This window comes from Mesorhizobium sp. 2RAF45 (assembly GCF_052115225.1).
In the GTDB taxonomy this organism is placed as follows: Bacteria; Pseudomonadota; Alphaproteobacteria; order Rhizobiales; family Rhizobiaceae; genus Mesorhizobium; species Mesorhizobium jarvisii.
Genome location: NZ_JBFRGG010000001.1, coordinates 112,436 through 130,890, shown reverse-complemented (window position 1 = coordinate 130,890; position 18,455 = coordinate 112,436). Strand labels below are relative to the sequence as shown.

The following is an 18,455-nucleotide window of genomic DNA, read 5'->3' as shown; positions in this document are numbered from 1 at the left end:
TCCATGAGCTTGCCCGTTCTGGTCGCGATCGTCGTCCTTGGCATAGCGCTGTCGGTTGCCGCCGTGCATCTCACCGGCGGCAGCAAGACGGCCACGCTGGCCGATCCGGATCAGGCTTTGCGTCGTTTCGCCGAGGATTTTCCCGACGAGATGGTTGCAACAGTTCGCCTCACGGCGGACGCCAAAACGGCATTTCTGGACCTTGGACGAGGGCGCACCGGCATCGTCCACAGCATTGGCGACTGCTTTTTGACGCGTATCGTCATGGCTGCGGACGTCTCGGTGTCCAGGTCCGAGGAGACGAACACAATTCAATTGCGGTTGACGGACTTCACCTGGAAGGGCGGCCTTTTCCGCTTCGCCAATGCCGGCGATGCGCAGGCCTTGCTGAAGGCTCTTGAAGCACGCCATGCCGCCAGGGAGGCCGCGTGATGGACAGCTATGATTTTCCGCAGGTCACCCAGCTGGCCATTCCGTTCTTCGTCGCCGCCATCCTGATCGAGCTCTGGCTGGTGCGCACCGGCCGCGCGAAGGGCTCGTTCGAGACGCGCGACACGCTGACCAGCCTGATGATGGGCACCGGCAATGTCGTCGCCGGGCTGCTGCTTGGGGTCGTCTCCTACTGGGCCCTGCTATGGCTGTGGCAGTTCCGCATCTTCAATCTCGGCCTGTCGGTCTGGGTGTTCCTGGCCGCCTTCCTGCTCGATGATCTGCGCTACTATGTCTATCACCGCATCGCGCACCGGGTGCGCTGGGTGTGGGCCGAGCACGTCAACCATCACTCAAGCCAGCATTACAATCTGTCGACGGCGCTCAGGCAGAGCTGGACGGGTCTGTTCACCTTCATGTTCGTGCTGCAGGCGCCGCTGGTGCTGCTCGGCTTTCACCCAGCGGTGATTGCCTTCACCTTCGGCTTCAACCTCGTCTGGCAGTTCTGGATCCACACCGAGACCATCGGCAAGATGTGGGGCTGGTTCGAATTCATCTTCAACACGCCCTCGCACCACCGCGTCCACCACGCCACCAATCCGCGCTATCTCGACGCCAACTATGCCGGCACGCTGATCATTTGGGATCGCATGTTCGGCACCTTCGTCGAGGAGCTGGAAGAGGACCGGCCGCGTTACGGCATCGTCAGGAATCTCGGCACCTTCAACCCGCTGAAGGTGGCGTTCCACGAATGGATCGGCATGTTCAGGGATGCCTTCGCGCCGGGCCTGACGCTCAGCTATCGCATCAATTACCTGATCAAGCCGCCGGGCTGGAGCCATGACGGCTCGCGCGAAACCTCGGAGAGCCTGAAGGCCGCTTATGTCAGGCGAAATCCCAGCGAAGCGGGCAAGCCAGGGCTGCCTATGGCAGGTGCCGGGCCGGCGGAGTAGCTGTTTTGGCTGCTAAGAGGGGTCGCTCGAACCGCCATCACGCATCAGCGCTTCATAGTCGCGACCGCCGTAAAAGATGTTGACGATGCAAACGAGACCGTCGTCGACAATATAAGCGATGACGGCGGAATGCTCGAACGGAACCGTTCGCAGTCCGGGCATGATGTCGTCGCGGGAGCGGCCGCCGTGAGGCGCATTGCCGATGGCAACGATCTTCAATACGAAGCACGAATCTCATCGCTACTTCGGGACTTCCGCCAGACTCAACTATGTATCTGAAAATGCTGCCAAGATCGTTGCTGGCGCTTTCGCGGTACTCAACGTTAAGCCGCCGAATCATCAACGCGGCTCGAATATTGCTCGGCGAATTTCTTAAGCCGGTCGCGAACCTCTTCTCCAGAGGTTCGGTCTCGTGTCCTCGATCGAAGCCTTCACCCGCGCCCTGATCGAGGCGATACGCTCGGCGTGTTCATCTTCCTCACGTTGGAAGGCGCGGAGCGCCGCACGAATGACTTCGCTCGCCGAGCCGAAGGAGCCGTCCTCGACTTTCTCGCGGATCATGCGCGCCATGGCGGGGGTGACGGTGATGGACAGCTTTTCTGCGGATTCCATGGAGCGGCTCCGGTAGATAGGAAAGTAGGATAGTATCCTACTTTCTGCTTCGGGTCCAATCCGGAGGTTTGCTATTCCGCTGCTTGTGCCGTCGGCGTCGGCAGCCCCAGCCATTGCCGGCAATCGCCCAGCGCCCGCGAGGTGATGGCATGGCGCTTGGCGACCGTCTTGTCCTTGCCGCGCAGGCGCTTGCCTTCGATCTTTACCGCTTCCACCGGCGGGAACAGGCCGAAATTGACGTTCATCGGTTGGAAGGAGCGCTTGCCCGGCTCGTCGTCGGAAACGATGTGGCCGCCGGTGATGTGGTTGAGCAGCGCGCCGAAGGCCGTGGTGAGCGGCGGCAGCGAATGTGCGTGGCCGAGCCGCTCGGCGGCGGCGAAGCGGCCGGCGAGCAGGCCGATGGCGGCGCTTTCGACATAGCCTTCGCAGCCGGTGATCTGGCCGGCGAAGCGCAGGCCCGGGCGCGATTTCAGCTGCAGCGAGGCGTCGAGCAAGGTCGGCGAATTGATGTAGGTGTTGCGGTGCAGGCCCCCGAGGCGGGCGAAGTCGGCGTTCTCCAGGCCCGGAATGGTGCGGAAGACGCGGACCTGCTCGGCATGCTTCAGCTTGGTCTGGAAACCGACCATGTTGTAGAGTGTGCCCAGCGCATTGTCCTGCCGCAGCTGGACGACGGCATAGGCCTTGACTGTGGGGTTGTGCGCGTTGGTCAGGCCCATCGGCTTCATAGGCCCGTAGCGCAGCGTCTCGACGCCGCGTTCGGCCATGATCTCGATCGGCAGGCAGCCGTCGAAATAGGGCGTGCCTTCCCATTGCTTGAATTCGGTCTTCTGGCCGTCGACCAGCGCCTGCACGAAGGCAAGGTACTGCTCCTTGTCCATCGGACAGTTGATGTAGTCCTTGCCGGTGCCGCCGGGGCCGACCTTGTCGTAGCGCGACTGGAACCAGCAGGTGTCCATGTCGATCGTGTCGAAATGGATGATCGGCGCGATGGCGTCGAAGAAGGCGAGCGCATCGGCGCCGGTCGCTTCGGCGATCGACTGGGCAAGCGATGGCGCGGTCAGCGGTCCCGTGGCGACGATTGCCTGGTCCCAATCTGCAGGCGGCAGGCCAGGCACTTCCTCGCGCTGGATGGTGATCAGCGGGTGCGCCTCGAGCTTTTTCGTCACGGCCTCGGAGAAACCGTCGCGGTCGACAGCCAGAGCGCCGCCGGCCGGCACCTGGTTTGCGTCACCCGCGCTCATGATCAGCGAGCCGGCCAGCCGCATTTCGGCATGCAGCAGGCCGACCGCGTTGTTCTCGGCGTCATCGGAGCGGAAGGAATTGGAACAGACGAGTTCGGCCAGGCCATCGGTCTTGTGCGCGTCCGTGCCGCGAACCGGGCGCATTTCATGCAGCACGACGGAAACACCGGCCTGCGCGGCTTGCCATGCGGCTTCGGAACCGGCGAGACCGCCGCCGATGATGTGTATGGGATTTTTGCTCATGAGCGCCGGAATAATCGCTTGGGGCGGCGATTGCAATTGCCGTGCTTGGTGCGGGCAAACCGCAGATGGTGAACCAGACGCTGAAAACAACAACACCCGCCGGGGGAGGAGGTCCGGCGGGTGTCGTTTTGGGGGTCGATCCTCGGGAGGAGGTGAAGATCGACCATATTCGTCATCGCCGGGGAGGAGGTCGGCTTTGACGAAATCTCTTTCGCGTCTTGAAAAGGGGCGAAACCCTTTGGAGCAAAATTCATTTTGCCCCGGAGAAACAACGCCCGCCGCGGGAGGAGGTGCGGCGGGCGCCGTTTGGTTGGCCAACCCTCGGGAGGAGGTGAAGGTTGGACCTATTCGTCATTGCCGGGGAGGAGGTCGGCTTTGACGAAATCTCTTTCGCGTTTTGAAAAGGGGCGAAACCCTTTGGAGCAAAATTCATTTGCCCCGGGAACAGCGCCCGCCGCGGGAGGAGATGCGGCGGGCGCCGTTTTGGTGGTCAACCCTCGGGAGGAGGATAAGGGCTGACCGTTCGCTGGAGGTCGGGGAGGAGGTCGACCCAGCGAAATTCCGTTAGATCGCCCGACGGGCGATGATCTTGATTTCGTCGCGGACGATACCCAGATCATGCAGCTGGCGGTTCGAAAGGCGACCCAGCTCGGTAACCGTCTCGCGATATACGCGCCAGTTACGATAGTTGCGGATCAGGTTCATTGTCGTTCTCTTTTCGGAAACTTGTTCGGACCATTTGCGGTCCGAAGAATTAGACCGCCTTGCGAGCGACGTAGGGAATGTCGCTGCGGCTGATGCCGAGGTCGGTCAGTTCGCGGTTGCTCAGGCGGCTCAGCTCGGACACGGTGTCCCGGTAGCGGCGCCAGTTGCGATAGTTGCGGATCAGGTTCATGGTAGTTCTCGTTTCGTCTTTCTTGCGGATCATTCCGTTTGTGTACGAACTATAAGTAGGCGGGCTCATATCGATTTAAAAGCGCTATGGCTGCATGGCAGCAATGCAAATTGTGCAATGCAACATTAACGCGCCTTCACGGACCTGACACAAAGGAGTCAGAATCGGAAAGTGCCGTGACGTCAACGGTTTGGCTGGTTCGGCTAAAAAAACGACCTTGCGGGGGATGCAGGACATGGCGGGCTATTCGACACGGGTCAGATCCGACGTTGCGCGGTGGCTCCAGGCAGGCCTGATCGACGCCGCGACGGCCGATGCTCTGACGCGTGACATCGAGGCGAATACGCGCAAATCACTGAGCTTCGGTTCGATCCTGGCCATGATGGCGGCCCTGCTGTTCGGCGCGGCCATCCTGATCTTCGTCGCTGCCAACTGGGATGCCATTCCGCGGCTAGCGCGGGTCGCGGCGCTGTTTGCCATCATCCTTGGCGGCTATGTCGGCGGCGCTGTGCTGAAGACGCGCGACCATGCGGCGATCGGCGAAGCCCTGTGGATCGTGGCTGCGGCTGCCTTTGGCGGTTCGATCGCGCTGATCGGCCAGATGTATCACCTGTCCGGCGACGAGGCTTCCGCGCTCGTCACTTGGGGCGCCGCTACGGCGTTGGCGGCGGTCGCGCTCCGGTCGAACCCGCTTACAGTCGCTTCGGTCGGCATCGCCGACGCCTGGCTGTTCCTGAAGGGGTTCGACTATTACAGCCGCAGCGCGTTTCCGCATGCCTTCGTCGTCATGGCGATCGTGCTGTTCGCCGTCTCGTTCTGGACCCGCAGCCAGGCCGCACGGCATCTGATCATCCTGTCGCTGCTCTTCTATCTCGTGCTGCTGGCCGGGAATCACGCGACGCTGCCGGTGGCGATCCCCCTGGTCATTGCGTCCGCCATGCTCTTTGCGGCTGCTGTCTTTGCACCGGAACCTGTCGACAGGATCGTTCAGCTCGGCGGCCGGTTGCCCCTGCACGCGCTGCTCGGCTTCCTTACCGGGCTGGCCATCATCCAGTTCGAACTCGCCGACGAAAGCACCTACAATAGCGGTTTCGGCATTGCCTCGGTCGTCGCGCTGGCCGGCATCGTCGCCGCCATCGTGCTGGCGGGACGGGAGAGCCGGGGCCTGCGCTGGCTTGCCTATCTCGGCTTCGCCTTCGAGCTAGCCATCATCTATGTCGTTACCTTGCAGTCGATGCTCGACACGGCCGGCTTCTTCCTTGCTGCCGCGGTGCTGCTCGGCATCCTAGCGATCATCATCATCCGCGTCGAAAAACGCATGAAGGGTCCGGCAACGGGGGGAGCCACGGCATGATGACCGGAAAGAGGCTTGTTATCTTGGCGCTGGTGCTGGCGCTCGTCCAGATCGGGTTCCTGAGCTGGATCATCGCCGGCCGGGCGGCGATCCTGCGCAACGGCAAGGAAGTGCTCTTGAAGATCGAACCCGTCGATCCGCGCGATCTGCTGCGCGGCGACTATATCATCCTCGGCTATGACATTTCGCGCATACCAGTGAAGATGATCGCCAACATTCCCGCCGGCAAGTTCTCCAGCGACGACACTTCGATCGTCGTGCGCCTGAAAAAGGGCGCCGACGGTTATTGGACACCGACCACCGCCTGGTTCGGCAAGGCGCCGACGCCGGCCGCGGCCGACGAGGCCGATATTGCAGGCCATGTCGCCGAAGGCTGGGATCTGCGCAGCGAGGGCATGACCATCGCGCCGGACTACGGCATCGAGCGGTTCTACCTGCCGGAAGGCGAGGGGATGGCGATCCAGGATGACATGCGGGTGCGCCCGTTCGGGATAAGGCTTGCCCTTGCCAGCGACGGCACCGCGCAGATCAAGGCGCTGGTGGACGGCGACAAGACGCTGTTCGAGGAGCCGCTATATTAATAACGATGGATCCCGGTCATCGGTGCGAATCGAGAGACCAGAACCCCCTAAATCAAGTGTAAGGTCTTTGCCGTACAGGCGTTGCGGCAGCGCGGCAGTCGTACCCCACTGGGGCGCCCGTGTGTGCCATTATACGAAATAGCCAAACAGATTTTTCGCAAGAAAGTTCATTGACTCAGGGATGGAGAACTCCACTGATCAACTCCGGACCTTACTCGTCTCGGCGACGATTTTGGGATAGGGACCAGTCGATATTGTGTAGCTAAAGTCTGCTACGCCTTTTTCCTGCTTGTGTATCGAGGGGCTGCGCACAACCCAGTCATACGCGCCAGAAACCATGCAGCGATCGTTTGCACAGGTGACCGCAATGCTGTCATTGCGGACGTTATATATGCGTTCAGGCCATCGCCGGTAATAGTTCCTCTTGTCCTGAAGGATCGAACTCAGGTTCGTCAACTTGCCATAATAGTCGACTGTGCGAGCGTAGGACGCCTGAACTTGAGCAAGAGCGAAATCGTCGTTGTCGCCATGATGCTCGATCAGATCCTTGACGAAAGCGACCGCAGCGCTCTCCGCCTGTTGCCTTGCGTCGGGCGCAGGCAGCGGCACGGGCGCAGGATCTGGCCTCGTCGACACCTGCAATGTATCCGCGGGCGATTGGTTCGCTGCGACATTGGTCACACGCAACTCTGCCATTTCGCTGGCCGATAGGTATCTTATGTCATTCTTGTCAAAGCTCGAAGCCAACTCAATCAGTTCGGGGTCCACTCCCATCTCGACTACGTAGGATGTGATTGCGGCCGTTCCGAGCTGGACACGGGCCTTGGCTTCTTCTCTGGAAATCCCGTCAGTCCATTTCAACCAAGCCCGATGAATGCCGATAGAATCTGGTTCGGCAACACGGTGGACGCCACCCAAGAAGGCCAGTGAGCAGGCTGAGGCGCACTGCAGTTGGCGAAGCTGAAGCGTATCCAACCCTGCCGCGCGGATCATACGCCCCAACCGAAGCGCGCTGCCGACGTTGCCGCCGGGGGAGTTGAATACGATCCTCCGGGCGCCGCTGCTCACAACCGCGTTGCTAAAGGCGTTCAGGGGTTCATTGTCTTTGAACTCGCCGGACACAACAAGAAACGGCTGCTGCCCTGGAGACGAAACAGCCGTGTACTCTAGGGCCTCAACCTTACATGTTGCTGCCGCGACAATTGACCCTACCGCCAGAACTAGAGAAACTACGCGCACAGCTCGACAGAGCCCCAACCTGCCCGCTGCAAGTAAGAACCTGTCAACGAACTATTTCAAGGGTCTTCCTTGAAAGTTGGATTTCATTCGGAGCAGTCATTGGCCGAAAAAATTGGTGCGGATGAAGGGACTCGAACCCCCACGCCTTTCGGCACTGGAACCTAAATCCAGGGCGTCTACCAGTTCCGCCACATCCGCATCGTCCGGCAATCCCATGTAGCCATCATTCTGTCAATGTCAGAGACGAGATGTCGGCCAGGGCCGAAACGTTGGTTATTCGCCTAAGCGCGAAGACTGTTGAAAATTGGGCTCGCCTGTGACAAAAGGCGTGTCAAATGTGACGGGACGCGACGATCCGCTTCTGCAGAATGTGATAAGAAGTAGGAAAAACAAGAACTTATTCACATTTTGGAACGCAGTTTGGGAGAGTTTGAGCCGTAATTTCGGTCAAATCGCCAGGTTCCGTACCAAAAGCCATTCCCGGCAAGAATATACCGGCAGGCTGTAAACGGCAGAGGCCGTGGCAGTCTCATTGGTGAAAACAAAGGTTTTACGATGCAGGTCACCGAAACGCTTAATTCCGGTCTCAAGCGCGAGATCAAGATCACCGTGCCGGCCGGTGACATGGAAGCCAAGCTGATGGCGAGGCTCTCGGACGCGCGCAACAAGGTTCGCATCAACGGCTTCCGGCCGGGCAAGGTGCCGGTGCAGCACCTGCGCAAGGTCTATGGCAAGTCGTTCATGGCCGAAGTGGTCAACGAGATCCTCAACGACTCCACCCGTTCGATCATTACGGGCCGCGGCGAAAAGGCCGCCATGCAGCCCGAAGTCATCATGACCGAGGACGAGAAGGAAGCCGAGAAGATCCTGGCCGGCGGTACCGACTTCGAGTTCCGCCTCAACTATGAGGTCATCCCGGCGATCGAGATCAAGGATTTCTCCGACATCAAGGTGACGCGTCAGGTGTTCGACGTGCCTGAGGCCGAGATCGACGACCAGGTCAAGCGCGTTGCCGAATCGGCACGCAGCTATGAGCCGAAGACCGGCAAGGCCGCCGAAGGCGACCGCGTCAGCATCGATTATGTAGGCAAGATCGACGGCGAGGCCTTTGCCGGCGGCGCCGGCACCGACCAGCCGTTGGTACTGGGCTCCAAGGAATTCATTCCTGGCTTCGAGGATCAGCTTATCGGCACCAAGGCCGGTGACGAAAAGCAGGTCACCGTGACCTTCCCGGAAAACTACCAGGCGGCACATCTGGCCGGCAAGGAAGCCACGTTCGACGTCACCGTCAAGGAAGTGTCGAAGCCGGGCGAGCTGGAAATCAACGACGAGACCGCCAAGAACCTTGGCCTGGAATCGCTAGAGCGCCTGCGTGAGATCGTGCGCGGCCAGATCGAGAACCAGTTCGGCTCGATGACACGCCAGAAGGTCAAGCGCCAGCTGCTCGACCAGCTCGATGCCGCCTATTCGTTCGAGGCGCCATCGAAGCTCATCGAGGCCGAGTTCAACAACATCTGGGCTCAGGTCACCCGCGACCTGGAAGCCGCCGGCCGCACCTTCGCCGACGAAGAGACGACCGAAGAAGAAGCCCGCGCCGAATATCTGCGTCTTGCCGAACGCCGTGTGCGTCTCGGCTTGGTGCTGGCGGAGATCGGCGAGAAGGCCGGTGTCACCGTATCGGACGAGGAATTGCAGCGTGGCCTGTTCGAGCAGGTTCGCCGCTTCCCGGCCAACCAGCAGCAAGAAGCTTTCGAGTTCTACCGCAGCAACCCCGAGGCGCTGAACGCGCTGCGCGCACCAATGTTCGAGGAGAAGGTGGTCGACCACCTGCTCGGCCAGATCTCGGTCACTGACGTCAAGGTCAGCAAGGAAGAGCTGATGGCCGACGACGAGGACGCGGAAACCACGACCAAGGCCAAGCCGGCGAAAAAGGCCGCGGCCAAGAAGGCTGAAGCCAAGGCGGGCGACGAGGCGGAAGAGCCGAAGAAGAAGGCCGTGCCGAAGAAAAAAGCCGCCAAGGACGCCGAATAAGTTCCCGCATTTGAGGGAATCGACGAAGGCCGCCCTTGAGGCGGCCTTTTTCGTTGCGAAACTGCAACAGCCGATTCGCTTTGCGGGAAATGGCACTTGGCGATACCTGGCGTTGATCATTATCTGCGCTGCTGTTGCAAACCGTGTGGTTCCTGGAGGGGGCGTTGAGCCTATTCTTCGAAAAGGTGCGTCCCGCCGCCCTGGCGCTCGTTCTGGCCTTCGCCTGCGATGTTGCCCAGGCCGGCGCGCTTGCCGGCGAGTGGCGCTTCGGTACGGACGACGATGGCCTTGTCACCGCTTCGCTTCATGGCACCAACAAGCTGATCACGGGTGGCGGTGCCTTGAGTTACAGCCCGGTGTTGACCATTGCCTGCCGGGCAGACGGCGAACCGCGCTGGACCGAGTGGCTGCAGTTGAATGACGGGGTTTCGGCCAGCCGCAAGATCACCATGTCGGTCGCCGTCGACGGCGGCGGCAAGTTCGACGAGAGTTGGTCGGTCGGGTCGCGCGGCCGAATGCTGGTGCGCGACGGCGCCGACGGCATCAAGCGCCTTTTTCCGGCAAGCCGGCTGTCGCTTTCCTGGCGGTTCGGCTTGTTGTCAGGCCGCGGCCAGGCGGATTTCGACCTTGCGGGGCTCGAAGAGGCGGTCGAGCAGATCGCCGGAAGCTGCCGGACCAAGCCGCCTTGAGCGCGGCCGGGTTCTAAACCTTCGCAATGCTTGGCTTTTTCTACCCGCCGCCTGGATTCCATGGTATGTTGGTACCGCAATTCCACTGGGGAGAGATATTCTGCCCAGGCGCGATCGTCCGAGGCATAAATGGCGATCAGGGAGGAAATGCCATGCGTGCTATAGCGTTTTTCGCTGGGGTGTCCGTTACGATCTTCATCGCGCATCCGTCGCAGGCACAGGATGCCGCGGCTGGTGAGAAGGTCTTCACCAAATGCCAAGTCTGCCACATCGCAAACGAGGACAAGAACAAGATCGGTCCATCGCTGCACGGCGTCATCGGCCGCACGGCCGGTACGCATCCGGATTTTAAATACTCCGATGCCATGGTTGCTGCCGGCAAATCCGGTGTCAAATGGGACGAGCCAACGCTGACGACCTACCTTCATGATCCCAAGGCCATGGTCAAAGGCACCAAAATGACGTTTCCCGGCCTCAAGAACGATGCGGACGTGGCCAACGTCATTGCCTATCTGAAAACGTTCTCCAAGTGACCTGGCTCCCTCGCCATCCATCGGTGGTCGTCCGAGATGTCGACTAGGGAAAGCCGCCTCAAGGATACCTCCATCCGCCTCTCGGAAGCGACGGCGGCCGATTTCTTCGCGCTTTTGAAGCCGCGGGTCATGGCGCTTGCCGTATTCACCGCTTTCGTCGGCCTGATGGTGGCGCCCGGCGTGATGAATCCGGTCATCGCCGTGATCGCAATCGGTGCGATTGCGATCGGAGCAGGAGCGGCGGGGGCCCTGAACATGTGGTACGACGCGGACATCGACGCGCTGATGTCACGCACGTCAAAACGGCCGGTTCCGTCGGGCCGCGTCACGCCGGGCGAAGCTCTCGGCTTCGGCCTTGTGCTTTCCGCGCTTTCGGTCATGACACTCGGCGTACTGGTAGGCTGGCTTGCCGCATCGCTGCTGGCCTTCACCATCTTCTTCTACATCGTCATCTACACGATGTGGCTGAAGCGCTCGACGCCGCAGAACATCGTCATCGGCGGCGCGGCTGGTGCCCTTCCTCCTGTCATTGGCTGGGCGGCCGCAACTGGCGCCATCGGCATCGAAAGCCTCATCCTGTTTCTGATCATCTTTCTGTGGACGCCGCCGCATTTCTGGGCGCTGGCGCTGTTCAAGGTTGGCGACTACGCCGCTGCCGGCATTCCGATGATGCCGAATGTGGCCGGCCCTGCTTCGACGCGTAGGCAAATCCTCGCCTATGCCTTGCTTCTGGCGCCGGTCGGCGTGCTGCCTTGGTTCTTCGGATTCACCAGCGGCTACTACGGAATCGCTTCGGTCGCATTGGGCGCCGGTTTCATCTGGCATTCCTGGAAGGTTCTGGCGGCTTCTGAAACGGAGTTGAAACCCGCCAAGGCGCTGTTTGCCTATTCGATCCTCTATCTTTTCGCGATCTTCGCCGCGCTGCTTGCCGACACCATTGCCATGCGCGCGCTGATCTCAGCCGGGGCCTGAGCGCAGATCGCCATCCGCGAACCGCTCTGGCCGGTCGGCGAGTGCTTTGCCGAAGACCCAGCAGTGCTGTCACGATGGCAGCGCACAGAATCCCAGCAACAGCAGACTGATTATGCCAAGGCCGAGTATGAGAAGCGTCCTTGCGTCCATGACCTTCGCCTTCGACCCAGTGCATGGTCCTGAAGATCGGGATCGACTCTGCTGCGCCGATCTCCGGTTCGCAAAGGATCATGCGCCAATCCAAGTGCTCCAGCGTGTTTACGTGTCCAAAAAAGAGACACGCGGCGCAGCGTGCGCATATCGAAGAAGGGTTTCCTGAGCCCGCCGTGCAGCCCAACAACGGGCGACAAGTCCCTCACAAGAGAGTATATTGGTGGCGGTGCAGGTCGCGGTTTTGCGTGGCCAGTCACGCAGACGGCAGCACCGCTAAATCGCGACCTTTCCGGACCCAGTCTGGAGGAACGGTCATGGCAAGTTTTCATGTGATAGCAGGCGCCAGCGAGACGCTGGAACATACCAAAATTCGAAAAATCGCTGTTTCCGACCTTTTTGACGCGCTCAGGCGGGGCGTCGATGATTTCATGGTTAAACCGTCGCATATCGTCTTTCTCTGCCTGATCTATCCGCTCGTGGGCGTCGTGCTCGCCGCATGGACTTCGGGCGCCAATGCTTTGCCGTTGTTGTTTCCGCTGGTTTCTGGCTTTGCGCTGGTTGGCCCCTTCGCTGCGATAGGCCTCTATGAAATCAGCCGTAGACGGGAAGCCGGGCTTGACACCTCCTGGAGGCACGCTTTCGAGGTCAGGAATTCTCCGGCGCTGCCGGCCATCGCGGCGGTCGGGATCATGCTGTTTGCAATCTTCATCACGTGGCTTTTGACGGCGAAGATATTCTACGAATATCTTTTCGGCCCGGCTCCGCCGGAATCGATATCCAGCTTCATCAACGCGATATTTGCCACCGGACGTGGCTGGACGCTGATCATATTGGGGCACGCCATCGGCTTTGTCTTTGCCGTGGTGGTGTTGTGCACGACGGTCGTCGCCTTCCCATTGTTGCTCGACCGCGATGTCGGCGCCTATGAAGCGATCCACACCTCGGTTCGCGTGGTCCTGGCGAACCCGATCGTGATGGCTGTCTGGGGACTGATCGTCGCCGTCGGCCTGATCATCGGCTCGCTGCCGGTGTTCGTCGGGCTCGCCGTCGTGTTGCCGATCCTCGGCCACGCCACCTGGCATGTCTACCGCAAGGTTGTGGAATCGCCCGCCAGACCGACGAGTTGAGGACGTTTTGCTTCACCGCACCGGCCAGAGCGTTTTACCGTTTCACGGAAACGGTAAAACGCTCTATCCGTTTGTTTTAACGCAATTCCCACGGGAAAGCGCTACGCGCTTTCCCGGGGAAAACCGATCACACTTTTCCTGGAATTGCTCGGCATGCCGGTGCGAGCTTGATCGAAGCCGTCAGTAGGCCCGGTGACTGAAGCGGGCGCGGTATGCGCCCATCGTCAAGTTGCGGAAATCCTCGCCGCTGACATGCACCAGCGTTCTGTGGTCGCCGCCTTCGAAGTAGATGTCGGCGGCATCGCCGAGGCTGTCATCGACAATCACTGGCACATCGTAAGGTGCGCCGATCGGCGGAACGGCGCCGGTGTCGCAATCAGCGAAGAGCGAAGTCACCTCGTCTTCGGAGGCTAGTCCGAGACGCTTGTCCATGACGTCCTGCAATGTGCCGAGCTCGATCCTGTGCGTGCTTGGAACCACGGCCAGCGCATAGCCGAGCTCGTGGTGAACAACGACCGATTTGGCCACTATGCTGCCGGGTATATGCGCCGCGATGGCGGACTGTCTGCTGGTGGACGTGCGATGGTGGGCGACTGTGTCGTATGAGATTCCCTTCCTGTCGATAAAGTCCTTCAGTCTGGTTGCGATCGTCATCTTGGCCTCCCTTTGCCGGAGTTCGCGACGCGTGCGGAAACGAGGGCAGTCATTCTCCTTATGTCGTTTCCGGTACTAAAATAGACCAGCGGCTGATGGTTTCGAGGCGCGGTGGCAAGATCGGAATGCGGTTCGTGCTTCAGGGTCCGGCTCCGAAAAATGCCAGCCGGGTGAAAAGCGTGTAGTCGGCTTCGAAGACCATCATTGTCACGAACACCAGCACCAGTATCGGCGGCAGGATGATCGCATAAGCCAGCGCCAGCCGTTCCCAGGCCATGTGCATGAAGACAGCGACGATCAGCCCTGCCTTGAGGATCATGAAGATCAGGATCAGCGACCATCTGAGATAGCCGTGAAGGCCGAAATAATCGACCAGGTAGGAGCAGGTGCTGAGGATGAACAGCCACGCCCAGACCACCAGATAGAGCTTGATCGGATGTTCCTGATGCACGTCGGCATGGGTGACGGCCGCCGGCGCTTCATGTGCATGACCCGCATGAAGTGCGTGTTGTCCGAGGCCGTTTGCGGTTGCTTCTGCCATGTCTGCCCCTCACCAAAGATAGAAGAATGCGAAGATGAACACCCAGACCAGATCGACGAAGTGCCAGTACAGTCCCATGATCTCGACGTTCTCGTAGCGACCCGTGCGGCTGGTGAAGAAGCCGCGCTGTCCGGTGTCGAAATCTCCGCGCCAGACCTTGCGCGCCACGATCATCAGGAAAATCACACCGATCGTCACATGGGTGCCGTGGAAACCGGTGATCATGAAGAAGCACGAACCGAATTGTGCGGCACCCCAGGGATTGCCCCAGGGCCGCACCCCTTCAGTGATCAGCTTGGTCCATTCGAAGGCTTGCATGCCGACAAAGGTCGCGCCGAGCGCCGCGGTCAGAAGCATGAGGATGGCCGTCTTGCGGCGGTCCCGGCGATAGCCGAAATTGACCGCCATGGCCATCGTACCGCTGCTGGAGATCAGCACGAACGTCATGATGGCAATTAGGATCAGCGGGATATCCGAGCCGCCGATGCGAAGCGCGAAGACCTCGCTGGGATTGGGCCACGGCACGCGTGTCGAAATGCGCGCGGTCATGTAGGAGAGCAGGAAGCAGCCGAAGATGAAGGTGTCGCTGAGCAGGAATATCCACATCATGGCCTTGCCCCAGGACACGTTCTTGAACGCGCGCTGATCCGAGGACCAATCGGCGGCAATGCCTCGCCAACCTGTGGGCCGTGGCTCCGTCTGGCCGATATGTGTCAGTGTTTCTGCCATCCGCTTAATCCCCTTAGGTCAGCATCTGCCGGCAAATGTCGATGAACGTCGCGGCCCAGCCGGCCAGCAGCGCGAAGATGGCAAGCCAGACGAAAAGCAGGAAATGCCAGTACATGGCGCATAGTTCCACGCCGAGGCGAAGTCGTTCCGGCCGCGTTCCAGCCCAGGCGCTCGTGGTGGTCCTGCCCAGAGCCACCAGCCCTCCCAACACGTGCAGCCCATGCATGCCGGTTATCAGGTAAAAGAAACTGTTGGCCGGATTGGAGGCCAGAAAATAGCCGTCGGCGGTCAGCTGCCGCCATGCCATGAGCTGTCCGACCAGGAAGGCGAGCGTCGTGAGCCCGGCCGTGGCAAGGCCGAGCCGTACGGTGTCGATCTGCCCCCTGCGCGCCGCCATCGAGGTGCACTGGAGGGCCACGCTGCTCAGGACCAGCACGCCGGTGTTGAGCCAGAGCAGGCGCGGCAGCGGCAGCGGCTGCCAGTCCGACACCGCCATCCGCATGAAATAGGCACTGGTGAAGAGCGCGAACAGACAGCCGACGACAGCAAGGAAAACGCCGAGGCCGATCTTGGCTGTTGGCAGGGCCGACCGGTCGAGGCCGACAAAATCACTGGCCAGACCTTGCTCGAGCCATGGCTTGGCCATCAGCCTCTGGTGCGAAAGCCACCATCCGGCAAATCCGGCAATGACGAGCAGGAAGACCAGGATGACGCTCATGCCGGCTCCCTTGAGGGGCCGAAGGAGCCCGGCATGTTCTGCGGGATGAAGTCTTCCTTGGCACCCGGTACGCTGTAATCATAAGCCCAGCGATAGACGATCGGCAGGTCCTTGCCGAAATTGCCGTGGGCCGGCGGTGTTTGCGGCGTCTGCCATTCGAGAGTCGTGGCCCGCCACGGATTGCCGCCGGCCTCGCGGCCATGGCGGATGCTCCAGATCAGGTTGAACAGGAACACCATCTGGGCGAAGCCGACGATGAAGGCCATGATGCTGATGAACGAGTTCAGGTGATGAGCCGACTCCGTCATGATCGTCATGTCGGTCAGTTCGGCATAGCGCCGCGGCACGCCCATCAGGCCGAGGTAGTGCATGGGGAAGAAAATCAGGTAGGCGCCGAGGAAGGTGACCCAGAAATGGAACCGGCCCAGCGTTTCGTCGAGCATCCGGCCGGTGACCTTCGGGTACCAATGGTAGATCGCGCCGAAAACCACGAGGATTGGAGCAACACCCATGACCATATGGAAATGGGCGACGACGAACATCGTGTCGGATAGTGGAACATCGACCACGACATTGCCAAGGAACAGGCCGGTCAGCCCGCCATTGACGAAGGTAACGATGAAGGCCAGGGCGAACAGCATTGGTATGGTGAGATGGATGTCGCCGCGCCATAGGGTCAGCACCCAATTGTAGACCTTGATGGCGGTCGGAATGGCGATGATCAGCGTCGTGGTGGCGAAGAAGAAGCCGAAATAGGGGTGCATGCCGCTGACATACATGTGGTGCGCCCAGACCACGAAGCTCAGCGCGCCAATGCCGACGATGGCCCAAACCATCATCCGGTAGCCGAAGATGTTCTTGCGCGCATGGGTGCTGATCAGGTCGGATACGATGCCGAAGGCCGGCAGCGCCACGATGTAGACCTCGGGATGGCCGAAGAACCAGAACAGGTGCTGGAACAGGATCGGGCTGCCGCCATTGTGCTGCAGCTGCTCACCCATCTCGGAAATCGCCGGCATGAAGAAGCTGGTGCCCAGCACTCGGTCAAGCAGCATCATGACGCTGGCGACGAACAGCGCCGGAAAGGCGAGCAGCGCCATGACGGTCGCGGTGAAGATGCCCCAGACGGTCAACGGCAGGCGCATCATTGTCATGCCGCGCGTGCGGCCCTGCAGTACGGTCACCACATAGTTGAGGCCGCCCATCGTGAAGCCGATGATGAACAGGATCAGCGAGGAGAGCATCAGGATGATGCCCCAGTCCTGGCCGCCTGGCGTCCCGCTCATGATGGCCTGCGGCGGGTAGAGCGTCCAGCCGGCCCCCGTCGGTCCGCCGGGCGCGAAAAAGCTCGACACCAGAACCAGCACGGCGAGCAGGTAGATCCAGTAGCTCAGCATGTTGACATAGGGGAAGACCATGTCGCGCGCGCCGACCATCAGGGGGATCAGATAGTTGCCAAAGCCGCCGAGGAAGAGGGCGGTGAGCAGGTAGATCACCATGATCATGCCGTGCATGGTGATGAACTGGTAGTAGGCTTCCGGGGTGATGAAGTCGAACGTGCCGGGAAAGCCAAGTTGCAGCCGCATCAGCCAGGACAGCACCAGGGCGACCAGGCCGATTGCCGTTGCCGTCGCCGAATACTGGACGGCGATGACCTTGGCGTCCTGCGAGAAGACGTATTTGGTCCACCAACTGTGCGGATGGTAGAGTTCGACTTCCGCGACCTCGGCCGGCGGGATGCCATCTGCAGGCGTGATGTCGACCATAGGAACACCTCCGTGTCCTTCTCAGCGAGACCCGACCGTTTCGAGCCTTGCTGCAATTTCGGGACCCAGCGCCGCCGTCTGTCCCGTCGTCTCGTCCGCCGACCCCGTCTGCTTGGGGGCCGACAATTGTGCAAAAGTCTGCTGCTGGCCAAGCCAGGCCATGTAGTCTTGCTGTGTGTCGACCATGACCACGCCATGCATCATCGGATGTCCCTGGCCGCAAAGTTCGGCGCACAGGACCTGGAAGGTGCCGGTCCTGGTCGGGGTGAACCAGAAATAGGTCACCGAGCCCGGGATCATGTCCATCTTGGCGCGGAATTCCGGCACATAGAAATCATGCAGCACATCGATAGAGCGCAGCAGCATCTTGACCGGTTTGCCGACCGGCAGATGCAGATCGGCCGCTTCGACCACGACATCGTCCTGGCCATTAGGATCCTTGGGGATCACGCCCAGCGGATTGTCGGCGGTGACGTCGCGGGTGTCGGATGTTCCAAGCTTGCCGTCCCTGCCGGGCAGGCGGAAACTCCACTGCCATTGCTGGCCAACGACTTCAACCTCGGTTGCGTCGCTCGGGACGTTGACAAATCGGCTCCAGACGAACAGGCCGGGAACCAGCAACGCCGTGACCCCGACCGCGGTTACGATCGTCAGCCACGATTCGAGCCGCTTGTTCTCCGGTTCGTAGGCGGCGCGGTTTCCCTCCCGATGACGGAAGCGGAACACGCAATAGGCCATGAAAAGCACGACGGCGGCGAAGACGACGCCGGTGATCCAGAAGGTAATGATGATGGTGTTGTCGATATAGGCCCAGTTCGAGGCAATCGGCGTCCACCACCATGGGCTCAGGAGGTGAAACAACACTGAGCCCACGACGATCAAAACGAGTACAAGCGCTACGGCCATGTCCCGTTCCTCCGGCATTCGAGGGGGGAGCGAAGCCGCCGCCAAGAAATACCAAGCGCATCATAGCTTAATTTGGGGTCAATTCCAGA

General features: G+C 60.6%; 21 protein-coding genes, 1 tRNA gene and 1 pseudogene. 9 read left to right on the top strand and 14 right to left on the bottom strand.

The features are described 5' to 3' along the window. Positions 1–3: 3 nt before the first annotated feature. Positions 4–432 carry a hypothetical protein gene (locus tag AB4Z43_RS00640; RefSeq protein WP_441935337.1) on the top strand — a complete coding sequence of 143 codons (429 nt, stop codon included), beginning with the start codon at positions 4–6 and terminating at the stop codon, positions 430–432. Continuing rightward, on the top strand, positions 432–1,382 hold the full coding sequence (locus AB4Z43_RS00635; protein WP_027046911.1) for a sterol desaturase family protein: 951 nt from the start codon (positions 432–434) through the stop codon (positions 1,380–1,382). Before AB4Z43_RS00640 ends, AB4Z43_RS00635 begins: the two co-directional genes overlap by 1 nt. Positions 1,383–1,394: 12 nt before the next feature. On the opposite strand, the gene AB4Z43_RS00630 is transcribed toward AB4Z43_RS00635, so the two are convergent. From AB4Z43_RS00630 to AB4Z43_RS00605, 6 genes and pseudogenes are all read right to left on the bottom strand, one after another. Next, positions 1,395–1,601, bottom strand: coding sequence for a type II toxin-antitoxin system RelE/ParE family toxin (locus AB4Z43_RS00630; RefSeq protein WP_019858546.1), 207 nt, complete (start codon positions 1,599–1,601; stop codon positions 1,395–1,397). Further along, positions 1,543–1,722: pseudogene (locus AB4Z43_RS00625) on the bottom strand (hypothetical protein); the annotation flags it as partial. The pseudogene AB4Z43_RS00625 and the gene AB4Z43_RS00630, both read right to left, overlap by 59 nt. A 32-nt stretch (positions 1,723–1,754) precedes the next feature. After that, complete coding sequence (locus tag AB4Z43_RS00620; protein WP_019858545.1) at positions 1,755–1,994, bottom strand: type II toxin-antitoxin system ParD family antitoxin; 240 nt, start codon at positions 1,992–1,994, stop codon at positions 1,755–1,757. A 71-nt stretch (positions 1,995–2,065) separates the two neighbouring features. After that, the gene (gene trmFO, locus AB4Z43_RS00615) at positions 2,066–3,478 is read right to left on the bottom strand and encodes a methylenetetrahydrofolate--tRNA-(uracil(54)-C(5))-methyltransferase (FADH(2)-oxidizing) TrmFO (protein WP_069092303.1); all 1,413 of its coding nucleotides are present in this window, start codon (positions 3,476–3,478) and stop codon (positions 2,066–2,068) included. A gap of 564 nt (positions 3,479–4,042) precedes the next feature. Next, a complete protein-coding gene (locus tag AB4Z43_RS00610; protein WP_019858543.1) occupies positions 4,043–4,183 on the bottom strand; it encodes a DUF1127 domain-containing protein in 141 nt (46 codons plus the stop codon). Positions 4,184–4,232: 49 nt separating this feature from the next. Then, on the bottom strand, positions 4,233–4,373 hold the full coding sequence (locus AB4Z43_RS00605; protein WP_013531315.1) for a DUF1127 domain-containing protein: 141 nt from the start codon (positions 4,371–4,373) through the stop codon (positions 4,233–4,235). A 235-nt stretch (positions 4,374–4,608) separates the two neighbouring features. On the opposite strand from AB4Z43_RS00605, the gene AB4Z43_RS00600 reads away from it, so the two are divergent. Both AB4Z43_RS00600 and AB4Z43_RS00595 read left to right on the top strand, forming a co-directional pair. Continuing rightward, positions 4,609–5,727: a DUF2157 domain-containing protein gene (locus AB4Z43_RS00600; RefSeq protein WP_441935336.1), complete on the top strand. Its 1,119-nt coding sequence runs from the start codon at positions 4,609–4,611 to the stop codon at positions 5,725–5,727. Further along, a complete protein-coding gene (locus AB4Z43_RS00595) occupies positions 5,724–6,308 on the top strand; it encodes a GDYXXLXY domain-containing protein (RefSeq protein ID WP_441935335.1) in 585 nt (194 codons plus the stop codon). The genes AB4Z43_RS00600 and AB4Z43_RS00595 overlap by 4 nt, the downstream gene beginning before the upstream one ends. A 198-nt stretch (positions 6,309–6,506) precedes the next feature. Here the strand turns inward: AB4Z43_RS00595 and AB4Z43_RS00590 are convergent, their stop codons facing one another. Next, positions 6,507–7,430: a hypothetical protein gene (locus tag AB4Z43_RS00590; protein WP_064984159.1), complete on the bottom strand. Its 924-nt coding sequence runs from the start codon at positions 7,428–7,430 to the stop codon at positions 6,507–6,509. Between the two features lie 230 nt (positions 7,431–7,660). Beyond that, positions 7,661–7,745 (bottom strand) — tRNA-Leu (locus AB4Z43_RS00585). Positions 7,746–8,102: 357 nt separating this feature from the next. Here AB4Z43_RS00585 and tig point away from each other — a divergent pair. From tig to AB4Z43_RS00560, 5 genes are all read left to right on the top strand, one after another. Beyond that, positions 8,103–9,578 (top strand): trigger factor, encoded by a 1,476-nt coding sequence (gene tig, locus AB4Z43_RS00580; RefSeq protein ID WP_441935334.1) that lies wholly within the window; start codon positions 8,103–8,105, stop codon positions 9,576–9,578. A gap of 164 nt (positions 9,579–9,742) precedes the next feature. Continuing rightward, positions 9,743–10,267 (top strand): hypothetical protein, encoded by a 525-nt coding sequence (locus tag AB4Z43_RS00575; RefSeq protein ID WP_441935333.1) that lies wholly within the window; start codon positions 9,743–9,745, stop codon positions 10,265–10,267. A 152-nt stretch (positions 10,268–10,419) separates the two neighbouring features. Continuing rightward, entirely contained in the window at positions 10,420–10,800 is a 381-nt protein-coding gene (locus tag AB4Z43_RS00570) for a c-type cytochrome (protein WP_038647221.1), read from the top strand. A 36-nt stretch (positions 10,801–10,836) separates the two neighbouring features. Then, positions 10,837–11,772, top strand: a complete 936-nt coding sequence (locus AB4Z43_RS00565) for a heme o synthase (protein WP_441935332.1) — start codon at positions 10,837–10,839, stop codon at positions 11,770–11,772. Between the two features lie 467 nt (positions 11,773–12,239). Then, positions 12,240–13,052: a DUF2189 domain-containing protein gene (locus AB4Z43_RS00560; RefSeq protein WP_038647217.1), complete on the top strand. Its 813-nt coding sequence runs from the start codon at positions 12,240–12,242 to the stop codon at positions 13,050–13,052. A 180-nt stretch (positions 13,053–13,232) separates the two neighbouring features. Here AB4Z43_RS00560 and AB4Z43_RS00555 read toward each other — a convergent pair whose 3' ends face one another. From AB4Z43_RS00555 to AB4Z43_RS00530, 6 genes are all read right to left on the bottom strand, one after another. Continuing rightward, entirely contained in the window at positions 13,233–13,706 is a 474-nt protein-coding gene (locus tag AB4Z43_RS00555; RefSeq protein WP_038647215.1) for an aminoacyl-tRNA deacylase, read from the bottom strand. A gap of 139 nt (positions 13,707–13,845) precedes the next feature. Continuing rightward, entirely contained in the window at positions 13,846–14,247 is a 402-nt protein-coding gene (locus AB4Z43_RS00550) for a cytochrome C oxidase subunit IV family protein (protein ID WP_019858531.1), read from the bottom strand. Between the two features lie 9 nt (positions 14,248–14,256). Next, positions 14,257–14,976, bottom strand: coding sequence for a heme-copper oxidase subunit III family protein (locus AB4Z43_RS00545; protein ID WP_441935331.1), 720 nt, complete (start codon positions 14,974–14,976; stop codon positions 14,257–14,259). Positions 14,977–14,989: 13 nt separating this feature from the next. After that, positions 14,990–15,694: a cytochrome c oxidase subunit 3 gene (locus AB4Z43_RS00540; protein WP_441935330.1), complete on the bottom strand. Its 705-nt coding sequence runs from the start codon at positions 15,692–15,694 to the stop codon at positions 14,990–14,992. Next, positions 15,691–17,460: a cytochrome c oxidase subunit I gene (ctaD, locus tag AB4Z43_RS00535; RefSeq protein ID WP_019858528.1), complete on the bottom strand. Its 1,770-nt coding sequence runs from the start codon at positions 17,458–17,460 to the stop codon at positions 15,691–15,693. Before ctaD ends, AB4Z43_RS00540 begins: the two co-directional genes overlap by 4 nt. 21 nt (positions 17,461–17,481) lie before the next feature. After that, complete coding sequence (locus AB4Z43_RS00530; protein ID WP_032921106.1) at positions 17,482–18,366, bottom strand: cytochrome c oxidase subunit II; 885 nt, start codon at positions 18,364–18,366, stop codon at positions 17,482–17,484. Positions 18,367–18,455: the final 89 nt, after the last annotated feature.